Origin of the sequence: Tateyamaria sp. (assembly GCF_039940735.1) — a bacterium.
In the GTDB taxonomy this organism is placed as follows: Bacteria; Pseudomonadota; Alphaproteobacteria; order Rhodobacterales; family Rhodobacteraceae; genus Tateyamaria.
On record NZ_JBDVGB010000053.1, the window covers coordinates 1 to 15,130 of the forward strand.

General features: G+C 54.2%; 16 protein-coding genes. 7 read left to right on the top strand and 9 right to left on the bottom strand.

The window, feature by feature from the left end:
* The 5 genes from ABJF76_RS11180 to ABJF76_RS11200 form a co-directional block, all read right to left on the bottom strand.
* The coding region (locus ABJF76_RS11180) for a (2Fe-2S)-binding protein (RefSeq protein ID WP_413822569.1) at positions 1-449 on the bottom strand (449 nt) is incomplete at its 3' end.
* Entirely contained in the window at positions 446-1,276 is an 831-nt protein-coding gene (locus ABJF76_RS11185) for an FAD binding domain-containing protein (protein WP_413820114.1), read from the bottom strand. The genes ABJF76_RS11180 and ABJF76_RS11185, both read right to left, overlap by 4 nt.
* Before the next feature lie 368 nt (positions 1,277-1,644).
* Positions 1,645-2,169 carry a redoxin domain-containing protein gene (locus ABJF76_RS11190; protein ID WP_413820115.1) on the bottom strand — a complete coding sequence of 175 codons (525 nt, stop codon included), beginning with the start codon at positions 2,167-2,169 and terminating at the stop codon, positions 1,645-1,647.
* 176 nt (positions 2,170-2,345) lie between these two features.
* Positions 2,346-3,128, bottom strand: coding sequence for an alpha/beta fold hydrolase (locus ABJF76_RS11195; protein WP_413820116.1), 783 nt, complete (start codon positions 3,126-3,128; stop codon positions 2,346-2,348).
* A 104-nt stretch (positions 3,129-3,232) separates the two neighbouring features.
* Positions 3,233-4,303 (bottom strand): C4-dicarboxylate TRAP transporter substrate-binding protein, encoded by a 1,071-nt coding sequence (locus tag ABJF76_RS11200; protein WP_413820117.1) that lies wholly within the window; start codon positions 4,301-4,303, stop codon positions 3,233-3,235.
* A gap of 201 nt (positions 4,304-4,504) precedes the next feature.
* Between ABJF76_RS11200 and ABJF76_RS11205 the strand changes: the two genes are divergently transcribed.
* The 4 genes from ABJF76_RS11205 to ABJF76_RS11220 all read left to right on the top strand — a co-directional run bounded on the left by ABJF76_RS11205 (position 4,505) and on the right by ABJF76_RS11220 (position 8,549).
* Complete coding sequence (locus ABJF76_RS11205; protein ID WP_413820118.1) at positions 4,505-4,990, top strand: TRAP transporter small permease; 486 nt, start codon at positions 4,505-4,507, stop codon at positions 4,988-4,990.
* 20 nt (positions 4,991-5,010) lie between these two features.
* Complete coding sequence (locus ABJF76_RS11210) at positions 5,011-6,327, top strand: TRAP transporter large permease (RefSeq protein ID WP_413820119.1); 1,317 nt, start codon at positions 5,011-5,013, stop codon at positions 6,325-6,327.
* Positions 6,328-6,426: 99 nt separating this feature from the next.
* A complete protein-coding gene (locus ABJF76_RS11215) occupies positions 6,427-7,536 on the top strand; it encodes an LLM class flavin-dependent oxidoreductase (RefSeq protein WP_413820120.1) in 1,110 nt (369 codons plus the stop codon).
* Positions 7,537-7,607: 71 nt separating this feature from the next.
* Complete coding sequence (locus ABJF76_RS11220; protein WP_413820121.1) at positions 7,608-8,549, top strand: p-hydroxyphenylacetate 3-hydroxylase reductase component; 942 nt, start codon at positions 7,608-7,610, stop codon at positions 8,547-8,549.
* Between the two features lie 51 nt (positions 8,550-8,600).
* On the opposite strand, the gene ABJF76_RS11225 is transcribed toward ABJF76_RS11220, so the two are convergent.
* On the bottom strand, positions 8,601-9,317 hold the full coding sequence (locus ABJF76_RS11225) for a TetR/AcrR family transcriptional regulator (protein WP_413820122.1): 717 nt from the start codon (positions 9,315-9,317) through the stop codon (positions 8,601-8,603).
* 67 nt (positions 9,318-9,384) lie between these two features.
* On the opposite strand from ABJF76_RS11225, the gene ABJF76_RS11230 reads away from it, so the two are divergent.
* Positions 9,385-10,023 (top strand): glutathione S-transferase family protein, encoded by a 639-nt coding sequence (locus ABJF76_RS11230; RefSeq protein WP_413820123.1) that lies wholly within the window; start codon positions 9,385-9,387, stop codon positions 10,021-10,023.
* A gap of 4 nt (positions 10,024-10,027) precedes the next feature.
* Here ABJF76_RS11230 and ABJF76_RS11235 read toward each other — a convergent pair whose 3' ends face one another.
* Positions 10,028-10,795 (bottom strand): hypothetical protein, encoded by a 768-nt coding sequence (locus tag ABJF76_RS11235; protein ID WP_413820124.1) that lies wholly within the window; start codon positions 10,793-10,795, stop codon positions 10,028-10,030.
* A 164-nt stretch (positions 10,796-10,959) separates the two neighbouring features.
* Entirely contained in the window at positions 10,960-11,889 is a 930-nt protein-coding gene (locus ABJF76_RS11240) for a LysR family transcriptional regulator (protein ID WP_413820125.1), read from the bottom strand.
* A gap of 153 nt (positions 11,890-12,042) precedes the next feature.
* Here ABJF76_RS11240 and ABJF76_RS11245 point away from each other — a divergent pair, with 153 nt between their 5' ends.
* On the top strand, positions 12,043-12,831 hold the full coding sequence (locus ABJF76_RS11245; RefSeq protein WP_413820126.1) for a 3-keto-5-aminohexanoate cleavage protein: 789 nt from the start codon (positions 12,043-12,045) through the stop codon (positions 12,829-12,831).
* Between the two features lie 210 nt (positions 12,832-13,041).
* The gene (locus tag ABJF76_RS11250; protein ID WP_413820127.1) at positions 13,042-14,010 is read left to right on the top strand and encodes a hypothetical protein; all 969 of its coding nucleotides are present in this window, start codon (positions 13,042-13,044) and stop codon (positions 14,008-14,010) included.
* 150 nt (positions 14,011-14,160) lie between these two features.
* Here ABJF76_RS11250 and ABJF76_RS11255 read toward each other — a convergent pair whose 3' ends face one another.
* Positions 14,161-15,105, bottom strand: coding sequence for an ABC transporter substrate-binding protein (locus ABJF76_RS11255; RefSeq protein WP_413820128.1), 945 nt, complete (start codon positions 15,103-15,105; stop codon positions 14,161-14,163).
* Positions 15,106-15,130: the final 25 nt, after the last annotated feature.

The following is a 15,130-nucleotide window of genomic DNA, read 5'->3' on the forward strand; positions in this document are numbered from 1 at the left end:
ATAATTTTGCGATAACCGGTGCAGCGACACAGCACACCGCCCAAAGCGTCTTGGACCTGTTCCGGCGACGGCGACGGCGTGTTGCGCAGCAATGCAACGGCCGACACAACCATTCCCGGCGTGCAAATCCCGCATTGCGCCGCGCCGTGATCCTGAAACCTTTGGGCCAGTGCTTTGGCTGTCGGATCAGTGGCATGCAGCCCAGCCACCGTATCGACCCGCCGCCCATTGACCTGATGCGCTGCCGTCAAACAGGCACATACGGGTTTGTCGTCGATCAAAACGGTACAGGCCCCGCAATCGCCGGCATCGCAACCGATCTTAACGTCGCGCGCACCACAAGATTCGCGAAGAATTTCTGACAGCCGCTGATTTGGCGTTGCCGCCGCAGACACGGGGCTGCCGTTTAATTCGAAAGTGACCTGAGGGGGTGATACGCGTTGGTTCATCGCTGCGCGGCCTTTATGATCGCGCGTTTGCATTGCTCTTTCACGACATCAAGCCGATAGGCACCGCTGCCGCGTACGTCGTCAATTGGGGACAGTGGCGACAAATGTGCCTGAGTCACCTGCACATTTTCGGGATGTTGCCCGATCATATCTGTCTCAAGGGCGTGCAGGCGTTGCGCGATTACAGAACAAGACCCGACGGCAACCCACGCCCTTGCGATGCGGCCTTGATGGTCGAGCAAGATGTTCGCTGCCGTCATGCAAATTGAAATCACCAAATAGCGGCGTCCGCCCAGTTTTTCAAAGGCCGACCCAGTGCCGGGCGGCTGATCAGGGATCAACACAGCAGTGACCAATTCGTCCGCAGCCAACGCCGTTTTACGAACGCCCAAAATGAAGTCGGACAAGGCCACAATGCGCAGTTCACGCGAAGCGCTCGCGATTTCGACGCGCGCATTCAATGCCAGCAGGGCGGGCACACCATCAGCCGCCGGGGACGCATTGCAAATGTTGCCTGCGATCGTGCCTGCATTCTGAATTTGTATGCTGCCGACCTCGCGTGCGGCTGCTTGCAGACCTAGAAATGCGTCAGGAAGCTGGGCCTGAACGATGTCGGTCCAAGTTGTTGCGGCCCCAATGCGTGTCATCCCGTCCTTGTGGGTCACACCGCTTAATCCGTCGATGCGCGTTACATCCAAGATCATTTGCGTCATTGGCCCGGGTGGCGCCGACGGAAACACATCTGTTCCGCCAGCGAGAACCTTAAAAGAATGCGTATCCAAAGCACTCAACGCTGTTTGCAACGATTGTGGTTGTTCAAAGCTCAAGACGCGCTCCTATCGCTTGCATGCTAACGATAAAGTGGGCGCAATTCTTCTGTCAACTAGATTATATTTTTTGGGTGCTGTGCTGCGTGCTGCGGCGTTTTCGTTTTGCTTTTTCGGAATTCACTATTTTAGGAGCCCTAGCGGACTTACTAAGGTGCGTATCGGCGTTTCATGTCAGTGATTGGGGGGGCTATGGATGGCGCGGGCAACGCGATTGGCGAAACCGTCAAAAGGCTTGTGTTCGTCGCGCCGAAGCCCGGAAGGGGCTTGAGGGAGGCGTTCGAAAATTCACGTGTGCCTGTGGGCAGTAAAGGCACGTAAGTGGAAACGAGAACCTAACCCTCGTAGGGTCAGGTTCTCGATAGGATTTAACCAGTATATGTGCCGCGTGCAGGATAGTTGTGTTCCAGCGCGTAGCCGACTTTTGACAAGAGGTTTTTCAAGTCAGGGCGGGCCCAAGGCATGTTGGAAATGTCGGCAAGGTACAGCTTGCCATCGGGGCGCACCCAGAACAGGCCTGGTTCAGTAAAGATATCGGCTTCGACATCTTTGAAGGCTTTGGAAACCCAAAGACCCCAGTTTTTGGCATCTTCAAGGGTGACATCGTAGGCCACGCGCGTGCGACCCAGTTCCCATTCGGCAGCTGCTTTTTCAGCCAGTTCCTTGCCGTTCATCGATGCAACAACGACCGAAAAACCGGCGGCTTCGAAATCGTCAAGCAGGGCCGCCAAGCCGCCAAGGTAGTTCTTACAAACCGGGCAGTGCAGGCCGCGATAGAAAAGGACCATTGTAAAGTTTTCGGGGCTCTCTTGGCTGATGTCAAAGGTGCCACCGCCGACCAGCGGCAGTTTGAGGGCCGGAACCTGCGCATCTGGGGTCAATTTTTCGCTCATGGTTTTCTTCCTTTCAGGTCAAAGTTCTTTGGGCGTCTATTGCAAGGCCTTGCGTCTACTTGGCTGATGTTAAGGTGTGTTTCCACTGCCTGCGGCGACATAATTCCTGATGGAGATTATCGGTTTAAATGTACGAAGCCGTGCCATGACCCGGCTTCGTACATGCAATTTTGCAGTTAAGTCCCGCACATCCCGAGAAATTCGCAGATCGCAAGGTTGAACGCTTCGGCCTGGTTTCGGTTGATGATGTGGCCTGCGTTTTCGACAAGTGCATATGCGCTGCCGGGGCAGGCTGCGGCCATGGCTTGCATGGTTTCTGGTGTTGCGCCTTTGTCGTCGCTGCCTGCGACGAATAGCATCGGCACTTTCATATTTGGTAGGTCTTTAAGATAATCGAGACCCTTAAGCGCGATGGCACAACCGCCGTACCCTTCGGGGGTGGTTTTCATGAACTCGCTTTGCATCATCGCGATCACGTCGGGGTTTGCCTCGCGAAATTCAGGGGTCAACCAGTTGCCGACGGCGCCACCCCACAGGCCTGCGATGCCCTTTTCAGCAATCACGGCAATGCGGTCATCCCAGCTTTGTACGAACGGCGGCGGCCCATCTGCACGCGCGGCGGTGCACACGATACGCGTAACGCGTTCGGGGTGCGCAAGGCCCATGCCCATGGCCGTCATACTGCCAAGGGAACAGCCCATTACGCTGGCTGTTTCTAGCCCGTGGCGGTCCATCACACCAAAGGCGTCTGCGACCAACATATCAAATGAATAAGGCCCTTCGGGGGTCGGGCTGTCGCCATGTCCGCGCGTGTCATAGCGCACCACTTTGAAGAACTGTTCAAGCAGCTGCAGTTGCGGTTCCCAAGCGCGGGTGGTTGTGCCAATCCCGTTGCTGAGCAATAGGCCGGGTCCGTCTTCCAGTCCGCTTGCAATAGAATTCAGAACAACATCATTCATCGTCAGATTTTCCTTTGTTGGGATGCGCACAGTGTCGCCCCGTGCGTGGGGCAGATGTGGGGCGCATTCCGACGCGCCCCACATGGTGTTTTAAACCGCGAATATTAGTCCAGCGGATATTCAACAGGCCATTCGTGGCCAACGGTCTTGGCGGCATCGATATAGCTTTGCATCACGGCCTTACCGGGGAACCCGCGACCTTCTGCATCGGCCACTTGCGCCTTGGGGAATGCCTCAAGGCTTTGTGCCCATTCGACGCGCACGGACTCTGGCAACGTTTTAATAACCGCATCGTTTTCAGCCAGTTTGCCCAAGCCAAAGTCTTGGACTTTGTCCATGGCGGCGCCGTTGCGTTCTTCCCACTCTGCACCGACTTCAAGAACGATTGCGCGCACGTCTTCGGGCAGCGATTCCATCGTCTTTTTGTTGGCGGTCAATGCAATCACCGGCATCGCACCAAACCCGATCAGGGTGTAATAGGGCGCGGGCTCATAGAACTTGAAACCGTTGTAGGCAGATGGAACCATCAACCAGCCATCATAGACGCCGGTTTTCAAGGCCAGATACCCTTCGGGCAAAGTAGACTGGACCGGGATCGACTGAATGTATTCCAGCCAAGCCAAGTTTGGGCCCGCACCGCCAACTTTGACGCCTTTCAGGTCTGAGATCTCGGACCATTCAAATGTCGTGCCAAGGTGGTAGTTGTCCCAAACGCCTAGACCAAGAAAGACCTGATCATAGTCGGTTTCAAAGGTCTCTTTGAGCCATGGATTTTCTTCATAAACGATCCGCGCCGCTGCAATCGCGTCCGAAGATTTCTGCGGACCAAAGGCCAGATAGTAAGGGAAGTTGTGCAAGAACAGTTTGGACGGTTCAAAGCAGATGCAATAGCCGCCAAAATCCAAAATACCTTGTTGTACCGACTCAAGTGTTTCGGCAACGCCGGCGATTGACCCGCCATAGGCCTCGACAAAAGTCACGGTGTGATCGGTTTGCTCTTCAACGCGCTTTTTCACTTCGACCGCAAAAAAGTCGGACATCGTGGTCACATAAGGGGCTGGTCCCTTTGGGTGGCCCGAACCGATGCGAAACGTGAAGCTGTCTGCCAAGACTGGCGCGGTCGTAAGCAAGGTTGCCAACATGGCCCCTGCCGCTGCTTTAAGTGTAAATTTCATTTATCCTCCCTTTGGGCACATGGCCCTAGTTTGCTCCGGCGAATTTTACGTCCGCCGGGATTCGTCTCCCTCCATCACACTAAACCAAAAGTTATCGATTGATAAATAACTTTGTTTTCTGGAAAATGTATGTGTACATTCGTCAGACAGGTTTCGCAGGGAGGAAAGTGTAAATCTATGCAATTCAATGGTTTAGTGAAGGTGTCGCGACTGATTCACATGCTGTCCTCAGTTTGGGTTTTGATCCTAGGGCTGACAATTCTTGTCGATGTCTTTGGGCGCGTCTTGTTTCTGAGCCCCTTGCCGGGCACGAAAGAGATTCTGCAAAGCTCGGTCGTCGCGGTCGCATTCTTGCAGATTCCACTTGCGATTTTTTCCTCGTCAATGCTGCGCACGACGTTGCTTAGCGACGCGTTGCCCGCACCTGTGCAACGCCTTTTGCGCACCGTCAGTAACACCTTAGGCTTATTATTGTTTGGAGCCATTGCATATGCAGCACTGCCCGAGGCGTTCGAAGCTTTCCAAATCGGTGAATACGAGGGCGAAGGCGCGTTGCGGATCGTTACATGGCCCGTTCGTTTCCTTGTGGTCGCTACGGCGACCTTTTCGGCTGTGGCCTATATTGGCATGACCATCGCCGATTGGCGTGGATCGCTTGATGATCACAACGCCCTGACCTCTCACTAACACCCGCAGGAGACCACTTGATGGCCACCACTATCTTTATCGTTCTCGCGTTGCTTTTGATCATGGTCTTTTTGGGCGTGCAGATTGCAATCGCGCTTGGCACGGCCAGCTTCATCGGCGTCTATTTGCTGCTTGGCAACGCGGACATTGCGCTGTCTTTGCTCAGTAGCACGGCCTATGAGGCGGTGCGCAAAGACATCTTTATCGTCATTCCGCTGTTCGTTTTGATGGGCGAATTCATAAGCCGATCTGGCGCTGCCAAGGACATCTATACAATCGCCAACCGTGGATTGCGTAAGCTGCCCGGCTGTTTGGCTGTGGCGACGGTTTCGGGCAACTCGGTCTTTGCGGCGATCACGGGCGTGTCGATTGCGTCGGCCGCGACATTCTCGCGGATCGCATATCCAGAGATGGTCGCGCTAGGATACAAGAAAAGCTACGCGCTGGGCGTCGTTGCAGGCAGTGCGTGTCTGGGCATGTTGATCCCGCCGAGCATTTTGATGATCGTCTGGGCGGTGCTGACCGAAATATCAATCGGTGCGTTGTTTGTGGCGGGCTTGTTGCCGGGCTTAATATTGGCGTCGTTCTTTTGCGCCTATTGCGTGATCACTGCGATCTATAGCCCGCATACTGCACCTGCGTGCCCTCCGCCGGACGTATCCAAAATTGATGTGAAACAACAACGCAGCGAATTGATCAGCGGTCTTTCGATCATTGGGCTGATTTTCGTTGTGATCGGTGGCATCTGGGGCGGTTTCCTGACACCGACCGAGGCGGCGGGTTTTGGCGCCATTGGCGCGTTGCTGGTAGGTTTCGCCAAAGGCATGCGGTTGCCGCAACTTTCCGAAGCGATTTTTCGGGCGGGCAAGATCACCGCACCTTTGATGATCTTGTTGATCACGGCATCGATGTATTCACGCTTTTTGGCCATGGGCGGCGCGGTCAGCGTGATCCAAGGCACCTTGTTTTCGATCAGTGACAGCCCGATCATCATCATGTTCATGATTTTCCTGGTCTGGCTGATCTTGGGAATGTTCATCGATTCCACATCGATCATCCTGCTGACGGTTCCGATTTTCGCACCTATGGCGCAGTTCATCGGGATCGACGAATTGGCGTTTGCGATCTTCGGCATTCTGGTGATCGAGGCGGGGCTGTTAACGCCGCCCTTTGGGTTGCTGGTGTTTACCGTCAAAGCTTCGGTGCCGGACGAAACCGTTACAATGGGCGACATTTTCCGAGGCGCGATTCCTTATTGGATCATGATTCTGATCGTTGCTGTGCTGGTCGTGGTGTTCCCAATTTTGGCGACGCTGTTGCCACAAAACCTGCTTTAGAAGGTGGCTATAATAAAACCTGTGGGAGAGCATCAGAAATTACAATTTTTTGTGATGCCCCAAATGCCCCACCTTAGACAAAACGTTTAGGAGAAATTCATGAAGCTGTCGTTCTTTACCATGCCGATCCATCCGCTGGATAAACCTGTGGCACAAAGCCTGAAGGAAGATCGCGAAGCCTTCATTCTGGCCGATCAGTTGGGTTTTGCCGAAGCCTATTGCGGCGAGCACACCACCGACAAGGCGGAAATCATCACGTCTTGTGTCGCCTTTCTGGCCAGCCTTGCCTACGAGACTAAGAATATTCGTTTGGGCACTGGTACGATCAACATGCCTAACTCGCACCCCGCGCGCATCGCCGCCGAAGTTGCGATGCTGGATCACATGCTAGAGGGGCGCTTGAACTTCGGCATTTCACCGGGTGGCCTGATGTCAGATGCCGAGATTTTTGGCTCGATGGACAAGGACCGCAATGCGATGTTCTTGGAATCGATCAACATGGTTCTGGATATCTGGGCGGGCGAATCCCCCTATAACCTTAAGGGTGAGTTCTGGGATATCACCACCGGCCGCACGTCCAACATGGACATTGGGCAGGGCGAGATCATCAAACCCTTCCAAGCGCCGCATCCCCCAATTGTCGGCACTGCTGTTGCGCCATTTTCCAAAGGTGTCACGGCCATGGCTGCGCGCGGCTGGCAACCGATCTCGGGGAACTTCCTGTTGCCGAAATGGGCCGCGACCCACTGGCCGAACTATGTTGAGGGATGCAAGCAAGGTGGCATCACGCCGTCTTATGAAGACTGGCGTGTGGCCAAAAATATCTGCGTCGCCAAAGACGAAGCCACCGCGCGGGCCTATGCCCGCGATCCCGGCAGCCCATATGTTTACTATTACTCGCAACTTTTGACCAAGATGCGGGCCGGCAAACGCCTGAACCTGTTCAAAGAAGATCAGAACATGCCGGATGAAGATGTGACGCTGGATTATGTGCTGGATCGTCTGGTCATCCATGGCGACCCAAGTTCCGTCGCTGATCAGGTTCTGAAACTGCGCGAAGAAACCGGACCATTCCAGCACCTTGTCTATGCTGGGCACGATTGGACCGACTATGATTTGGGCCGCGAAGGTATGATCTTGATGGCAGAAAAAGTGATGCCGATTCTTGATGAGGCCACGAAATCAGAACCACCTGCCGTCGCAGCCTGATCCTTATGCGCTGCGTGCCTTTCCTTAGGGGGGAGGCGCGCAAAACTTGTCCATTTGAACGGGAGAGAACGATGACCCAGTCCGCCGCCGAACCCACATTTACTCCGCACGAGTTTCGCCGCGCGCTTGGCAACTTTGCGACAGGTGTCACGATCATCACAGCCGTTGGATCCGATGGCGAAAAAGTCGGAGTCACGGCGAGTAGCTTCAATTCGTTGTCGATGGATCCTCCGTTGATTTTGTGGAGCAGCATCAAGGATTCCTTAAGCTGCGCCATCTTTGAATCTGCGTCCCACTTCGCCGTCAATGTTCTGGCCTCGGATCAGATGGACATGTCCAACCATTTTGCCCGTCAAAACGAGGACAAATTCGCAGGTGTGGATTGGGAACCGGGTCTGGGCGGCGCGCCGATTTTCCCGAATTGCGCAGGGCGGTTTCAATGCGAAACCTATGACAAGTTGGATGGTGGGGATCATTGGATCTTTGTCGGTAAGGTCATTGCCTTTGACGATTTCGGGCGTCCACCTTTGTGCTTTCACCAAGGGTCTTATTCGATGGTGTTTAGCCATCCCGGCGGTGGGTCCAAAGCAGAAGATATCGCATCGAAAATCAAATCTGACGGGCAGATGGATGACCACCTGTTCTTCATGATGTTACAGGCCGTGCGTGCCTATCAGGGCAGCTATAGCCCAAAGCTGAAATCGCTAGATCTTAGCCTGATTGAATCGCGTACTTTGATTGTGTTGAACGATATGCCCGGCAGCGACGCCGAGGCATTGGTCGGGCATATTAATGCGCCGGTGTCCGAAGTGCGCGAAGCGATCCTTAATTTGACCGAGCGCGGTATGATTGCTGCGGATGGCGATGCCTTTTCGTTGACAGAGGCTGGTTCGACGAAAACCAAGGAAGTCTGGAATCTGGCCAAAACGCACGAAAAAGAAGTGTTCGAAAGCTTTGATGCAGCGCAGATGAAGACGTTTACCGACGTTTTGCGCAAAATCATTGGGACGTAATTTGGTAGCCGGAATGTTGGCAAGTGTGGGCGAAAGCCCCGCGCGCCCAGCCTAACTGTCGGCGCAAGGCTGTCCTGCGTCTGCTTGCGTTAGCAACAAATACATATCTAGAGCCTGCGAGATAACGTCAGAGGTCTCGCCCATTCCGTCTATTTCAAGAATAAAACGGCGCTTGGCATAATGCAAAAGACTACCGTGCATCAACCACGGCGCTTCCAACGCGTCTTTTGAGACAAGAACAGTGTCTCCCATGCCCAGCTCAACCCGCCGTTCGCGCACCAAAGGCTTGAGGATCATCTCTTGGACCACGTGATTGTACCAGTCGTGGATTTGCGCGTTGCGTAGGGCTGCAAAGCTAGAAATCCGCAGCCATTCAGGGTCAAAAATCGTTTGGGCGTATTCTTCGTAAAAATCTTGAAAACGGTCTTTCACAGGGCGGGAACGATCGATTAACGCCGCATCCCAAGCCGGATTCCAACGATCCAAATAGACCTTTTCGTAAACGGCTTCGATCAGGTTTTCTTTGCTGGGAAAGTAGCGATACAGCAAGGGCTGCGTGATGCCTGCGCGCAGGGCGATGTCGCGTGTGCTGCCGTCAAACCCGGCCTCTGAAAACTGGGCAACCGCAGCTTGGACGATCTCGTCCTTGCGCGCGTCACGCGACAGCCGCCGCCTGCGCGGAGCGGTTTCTTCATGGGTATCTGGCTGCGGTGTGTTGGCCACATCGACTCCGCTGGGGTTAAATATTGTATCCCGGTTAGGAAACATGAATTCCCGCTTGCCGTCTAGTAATTTATCATACGATAAATAAGGTGACTGCTATAGGAGACGAGACATGCATCTCTTTGGGAGAACGACCTCTGTCAATGTCCAAAAGGTGTTATGGACGCTGGAAGAGTTGAAACTTGCCTATGAGCGTACCGATTTGGGTGGCGCATTTGGTGGGTTGGGGGCGCCGGACTATGTGGCGATGAATCCAAATCAGCGAGTACCGACGCTGGTTGATAGTGATCTGACGCTTTGGGAATCAAACGCGATCGTACGCTATCTTGTCAGCCGCTATGGGCAGGGGGCCTTTTCCGGGTCGACTCCGGCGCAGGTGGCGCGGGCAGATATGTGGATGGAGTGGTTTCAGAACAATTGTTATCCGCATTTCATTGCGCTGTTTTACCAGACAGTCCGCTTGCCCAAATCCGAACGCAGCGCGGACGCGCGTGACAATGCGGCAGCGGCTCTTAGCAAAAGTTTTGCGCTTTTAGACAAGCACCTTGAGGGTCACGCCTTTGTTGCTGGGCGATCTGTTTCGATGGGTGATTTTATTGTGGGCGCGTCGCTGTACCGATACTTTTCAATGGATTTCACGCGGGCGGATTTGCCAAACCTCAGCGCCTATTATGATCGGCTGTGCAAACGCGCAGCGTATCGTCAAACCATCATGACGTCTTTCGACAGCCTAAGACCTAAAAGCGGTTAACGGATCAAGTTGCCGTGCGGCTGCGCAGTTTGACTGGCGCAAGAGCCGAAGAAATTGCGGCCAATGACTGCTGTGCCAAGGTCTCGTCTGGCCACGCGTGATCCACCAAAGTGAGCGTCCCAAAGTGGCTGGTTGCGTTCACGATGCCGTCGAGATCAGACAAAACAGTGTCCAGAGATCCATACAAAACGCACTCATCCATTAAGGCATCAATGTCCGTGCCGGGTGCTGCCATCTTGCGATAGTATGCGCGGCAAGGGCTGTCTTTGGATTTGATCGCTGCTTCGGCCCGGGCCGTGTCGCTGCACACCAGAATCGTGCGCGCGATGCGCCAATCTTCCGGGCGTGCGCGGACACCGGCATGGGTGCTGCCTGACACATGTGCGGACCAATGCTGGGCCAAATCAGATGTGTTCAACCAGCTGACAGAGAGTGTCGCCTGCTGCAGACGCGCATTGGCTTTAACGTGCTCGGGCGTTATTGCGGGCCGCGTTAGGTTTGCTGCAATGTCTGGTTTAAAGGTAGCCTGCCGCCTTCCATCGATCGCAACCACCCGAGGGGTTCGGTGCTCAGACAGTTCAGGGCATGTGCGCAATGCCTCGGCCTGTTCGGGGCTGCTGACAAGCGTTTGCCCCGCCATGGCATGATCCTGTGGCTCAATGGTGTAGAATTCAGAAATTCCCAAAGCGCGCGCGAACTGAGCGCGCCCCGTGTCGCGGGTGGGAACGCCATTGGCCTCTGCGCGCGGAACCATCAAATAGCCAAGTTTCATCAAACTGCCCCCAATTCACGCGGGCAAATGTGCCATCGTGTCAGGCAAAGCTAAGGGGAAATGCGCAAAGGGTAGAAACCATTAATTTCCGAGGGTGCTATCAGAAAACCTGATGGACCAGCGGTGCGCTTGGGGTGTGTTTCAAGTGATGATTGGTTTTGACCTTAGTCGCTGTTCGAACTTGATAAAGGCGCGTCCAATCTGGTGTTCAACTCTTGTTCCAAGATATCGGCAAAGGCCCGTGCCGCTTGATTAAGCGGGCGCGAACTGGTTTCGATCCGCATATAATCGACGCTTAGGGGCGGGTCGATAAGTGGCAAAACGCGGCGCCGATTGCCGTCCAAATCTGGAAGACATAGAACCCGCGGCAGGATCGAAACCCAGTTCGACCGGGACACAAGGTCCAACGTGCCATGCATTGTGTCGAGCTCCATGAGTTCTCTGACTTGGATACCATTCACCGCCAAATAAGCTTCGATATTGTGGCGTCTTGCATTGCTTTTACCGGGCAGCACGAGCTGCAGAGGCGGTAAATCCTTTAAAACAACTTGGCCGTCTCGTGTTGGAAATTCTTGTTCTAACGAACAAACTAAGCATTCGTGGTCTTTGCCCATGGCATGGGTAACAAATTGATCTCGCAAATCAAAAGCGGCTGGAACAACCGCAAAGTCCAACAGGCCTTCGGCCACATCGTCGGCCAATGCGCCTGAATAAGCTTCGGAAATCGACAGCTGCACTTCGGGGTATTCGCTGGCAAAGCGCAACAAGGCGGACGTCAGAATGGCGCGGGTGAAGGTGGGCATAAGCCCAACGCGAACGTGTCCCACCACCGTTTTGGAAAGTGCGCGAATGCGATCTTCGGCATGACTGGCTGCGGCCAACACTTTAACGGCCTCTAGGTAAAACGCCTTGCCGGCCGCTGTGGGCGTGACACCGGATGAGCTACGTTCAAACAACACGACATCATACCGTTTTTCGATTTGGCTGACATGCATGGACAGGCCCGATTGCGTGGCGTTGACCTTTTCGGCAGCGGCAGAGAACGAGCCCTGTTCAAACACCGCTGCAAAATATCGCAATTGCTGAAGCTTCATAAACAGCCATCCGTTTTTGTTCTAGAAGATATACGATACTATTAGTTGTTCTGACGGGTCAATTCTTAATACCAAGAGCCAATCGAGAGATCGGAAGGAACCAGTTTTGCGCGTTGGTCATAAATATTCGGCAGGCCAAATGAGGACGCTACCGTGACTCCTTTACCTAGATTAATGGTGGCTCCGAATGGCGCGCGCCGTGGCAAATCTGACCACCCGCAATTGCCCGTCACCGATGATGAGGTCGTGCAAACGGCCATCGCGTGTCATGCGGCCGGGGCCGACGGTGTCCATCTGCATATCCGTGACGCAGCAGGTGCGCATCTTCTGGATGCGCCGCGTTATCAGGCTTTGCTTGATCGCCTAAAGGACACTGTGCCGGGCATGTATTTGCAAGTCACTTCGGAATCGGCGGGGCAATACACGGCGCAGGAACAACGCGGTATGATGCGCGCATTGCGCCCGGCACATGTGTCAGTGGCGATGCGCGAGATGGTGCGTGGGCCTGAAGACTGGGCAAAAGCGCACGCTTTTTATGATTGGGCGTTGGAAAACGCAGTTGATGTTCAGCACATCCTGTATTCCCCCAAAGAGGTCGCGGCCTTTGTCGATGCTGTCCTAAGAGGGCAGGTGCCGGGGGATCGCATTTTGGTCCAATTGGTCCAAGGTAGCTACGCCGAAGGTAGCGAAGGGGCGTTGGATTTGGATTTGTATCTTGCAGAATTTGATCGCGTCGAAGACCGTGTTTTTGACTGGATGCTGTGCGCGTTTGGCAAATCAGAAACCACAAGCCTTGTTCACGCTGCCCGATTGGGTGGCAAGGCCCGCGCTGGTTTTGAAAACGCATTGCATCACAGCGACGGCTCGCTTGCTGTCGACAACGCATCACGCATCCGCGAAATTGATGCCGCCTTGCGCGTGGCTGTGCCCGAGGCAGGTTGACCCGAATCCGAACGTTACGATTCTTGATGCTTGATCCAATTTCTTGTGATGACGAAAGGCCAAGGACTGCGTGCATACTCCGCGCATATTCAACGGCGCGTGCCCAACCTGGAGGAGCCAGAGCGTTAGGCACATGTGTCCGCAGGATGAAAGGAGAGCCGACGCGCTTAAAAAGCAAAGCGGTGTTGGCTAAAAAAGGAGGAGACGAGAATGTTTAAGACGTCACTTGCGGCTATTGCCGCGCTGACAGCACTTGCCGCCCCGGCGATTGCACAACAAGATTTAAAAGCCGCGATTGTCGCCGCGATGGGGGAGGCCGTCGAAGATGCGCGATACCCCGGAGTTTTGGAAAAATATGGCCTACCGGCACCAGATCTGTCTGACCCGACGTTGGCGAATTCAAAGGATAATCCGTATCCAGAGGTCAAAGACGGTTCGTTGCTGTCTCATGTGATCGACACCGGGTCTGTCCGGTTGGGCTGGATTGGCGTTGGCGCGCCGTGGGCGATTCCAAGCAAAGAAGACGCATCTATTCCGGTCGGTTTGTCTGTCGATTTGTGGAACATGATGCAGGAATATCTGAATGCGCATTATGACACCAACATCGCGCTCGACTGGGTCGAATATACGGATTCGGCCGGCAACAATGACATGTATCGTTGGTTGTCCGCAGCAGATGACCTGAACTGCGATGCAGACGGTCGCGAAGCAAATGGCTGTTACGACGTGATCGGTGGCGCTTATGCGATCAACGCGCGTCGCAAGGGGATTTCTGATATCACGCCCGCGTATTATCCACTGAACATGTCCGTCGTGCGCACCAATGTGCCGTTGCCAGATGGTGTTGGCCCGTTGGATGATGCCGAAGCAATCCGCGCCGCGATGAAGGATCCAAACGTTGATATCGTGTTGGCGGGTCTGCCAGATACGGGCGAAGATTCCATTCTGTCCAATTTCACCAAAGAATACGGAGAGACCTTCACCCACATCGATCGCACTCCGGGGTCAAAGGTTCTGGAATTTGCGCAAGATCAGGATAAGGCGCATTTTGTGCTAGGGACCAACGTGCGCATGGCATCAATGCGGTTTGCCTTGCCCGAACTTTGCGCGGACTGCGCTATCATTCCTAACTTGCTTGTCTTTGGCGGCGTTGGGTTTGCGACGGCATTGCCTGAATAACCTAAACAAAAAAACGGCGCGCCAATGCAATGTGCGCGCCGTTTTCTGTGCTTGACCTAGTTGGTAAATGGCACACAGCCACTCACCCACAGATCGGAATGTAAAAAACAAATGCCGCAGCCCCGTGCAGGGCTGCGGCGTTTGTTTGTATCAATCGTACAGAACGGACGCGATCTGATCTTCGTCCATGTTGGCTGCGTTATAATAGAAAAAGCCGGTGTCGATAACCTTGGGCACAGTTTCGCCTTTGATCGTCGCCACAGCCGCTTTCACAGTTTCATAACCGATGCCCACTGGGTTTTGCGTGATCGCACCAGCCATTGCACCCGAACGCACCGCTGCTTTTTGCGCTGCACCACTGTCGTACCCGATGATCACGATGTCTGATCCGCTTTCGGTTACGCCGTTCAGAACACCGATAGCTGACCCTTCGTTTGCGCCAAAGATGCCTTTGATATCTGGGTTGGCTGTCAGGATCGACTTGGTGATTTCGGTCGAGATCAAGTGATCGCCGCCGCCATATTGGATCGTTACGATCTCAATGTCTGGGTACTTTGCTTCGACCTGATTTACGAACCCGTCAACGCGTTCGATTCCGGTGACGCTGGTTTGGTCGTGGGAAATGATCGCAACTTTGCCGGCCCCACCAATGGCTTTGGCCATTTCATCGGCGGCCAAAGCGGCCGAGGCTAGGTTGTTCGTTGTGCAGGTGGTCACTGGGATATCGCTGGCAACACCGCTGTCAAACGCAATGACCGGCACGCCTGCTGCATCGATTTGGCGCAACACAGGAATAGCGGCTTGGCTATCGACGGCTGCGAACCCGATAGCAGCGGGGTTTTTCGACAATGCCGCAGACAACATATCGATCTGACGGTCAACTTGGCCTTCATTGTCGGGACCTTCAAAGGTTACTTCGACATCAAATTCCGCAGCAGCCTTTTCCGACCCAAGTTTGACCGCCTGCCAAAATTGGTGTGAAAACCCTTTCGAAATCAGCGGGATATAGGCCTTTGTCTGGCCGATGGCCACTGTCACGCTACCCATGACTGCTGTCGCGCCTAGGCCCGCGATCACTGTTCTTCTGTTCATCATATCTAGTTCCTCCGAGTTGATATTT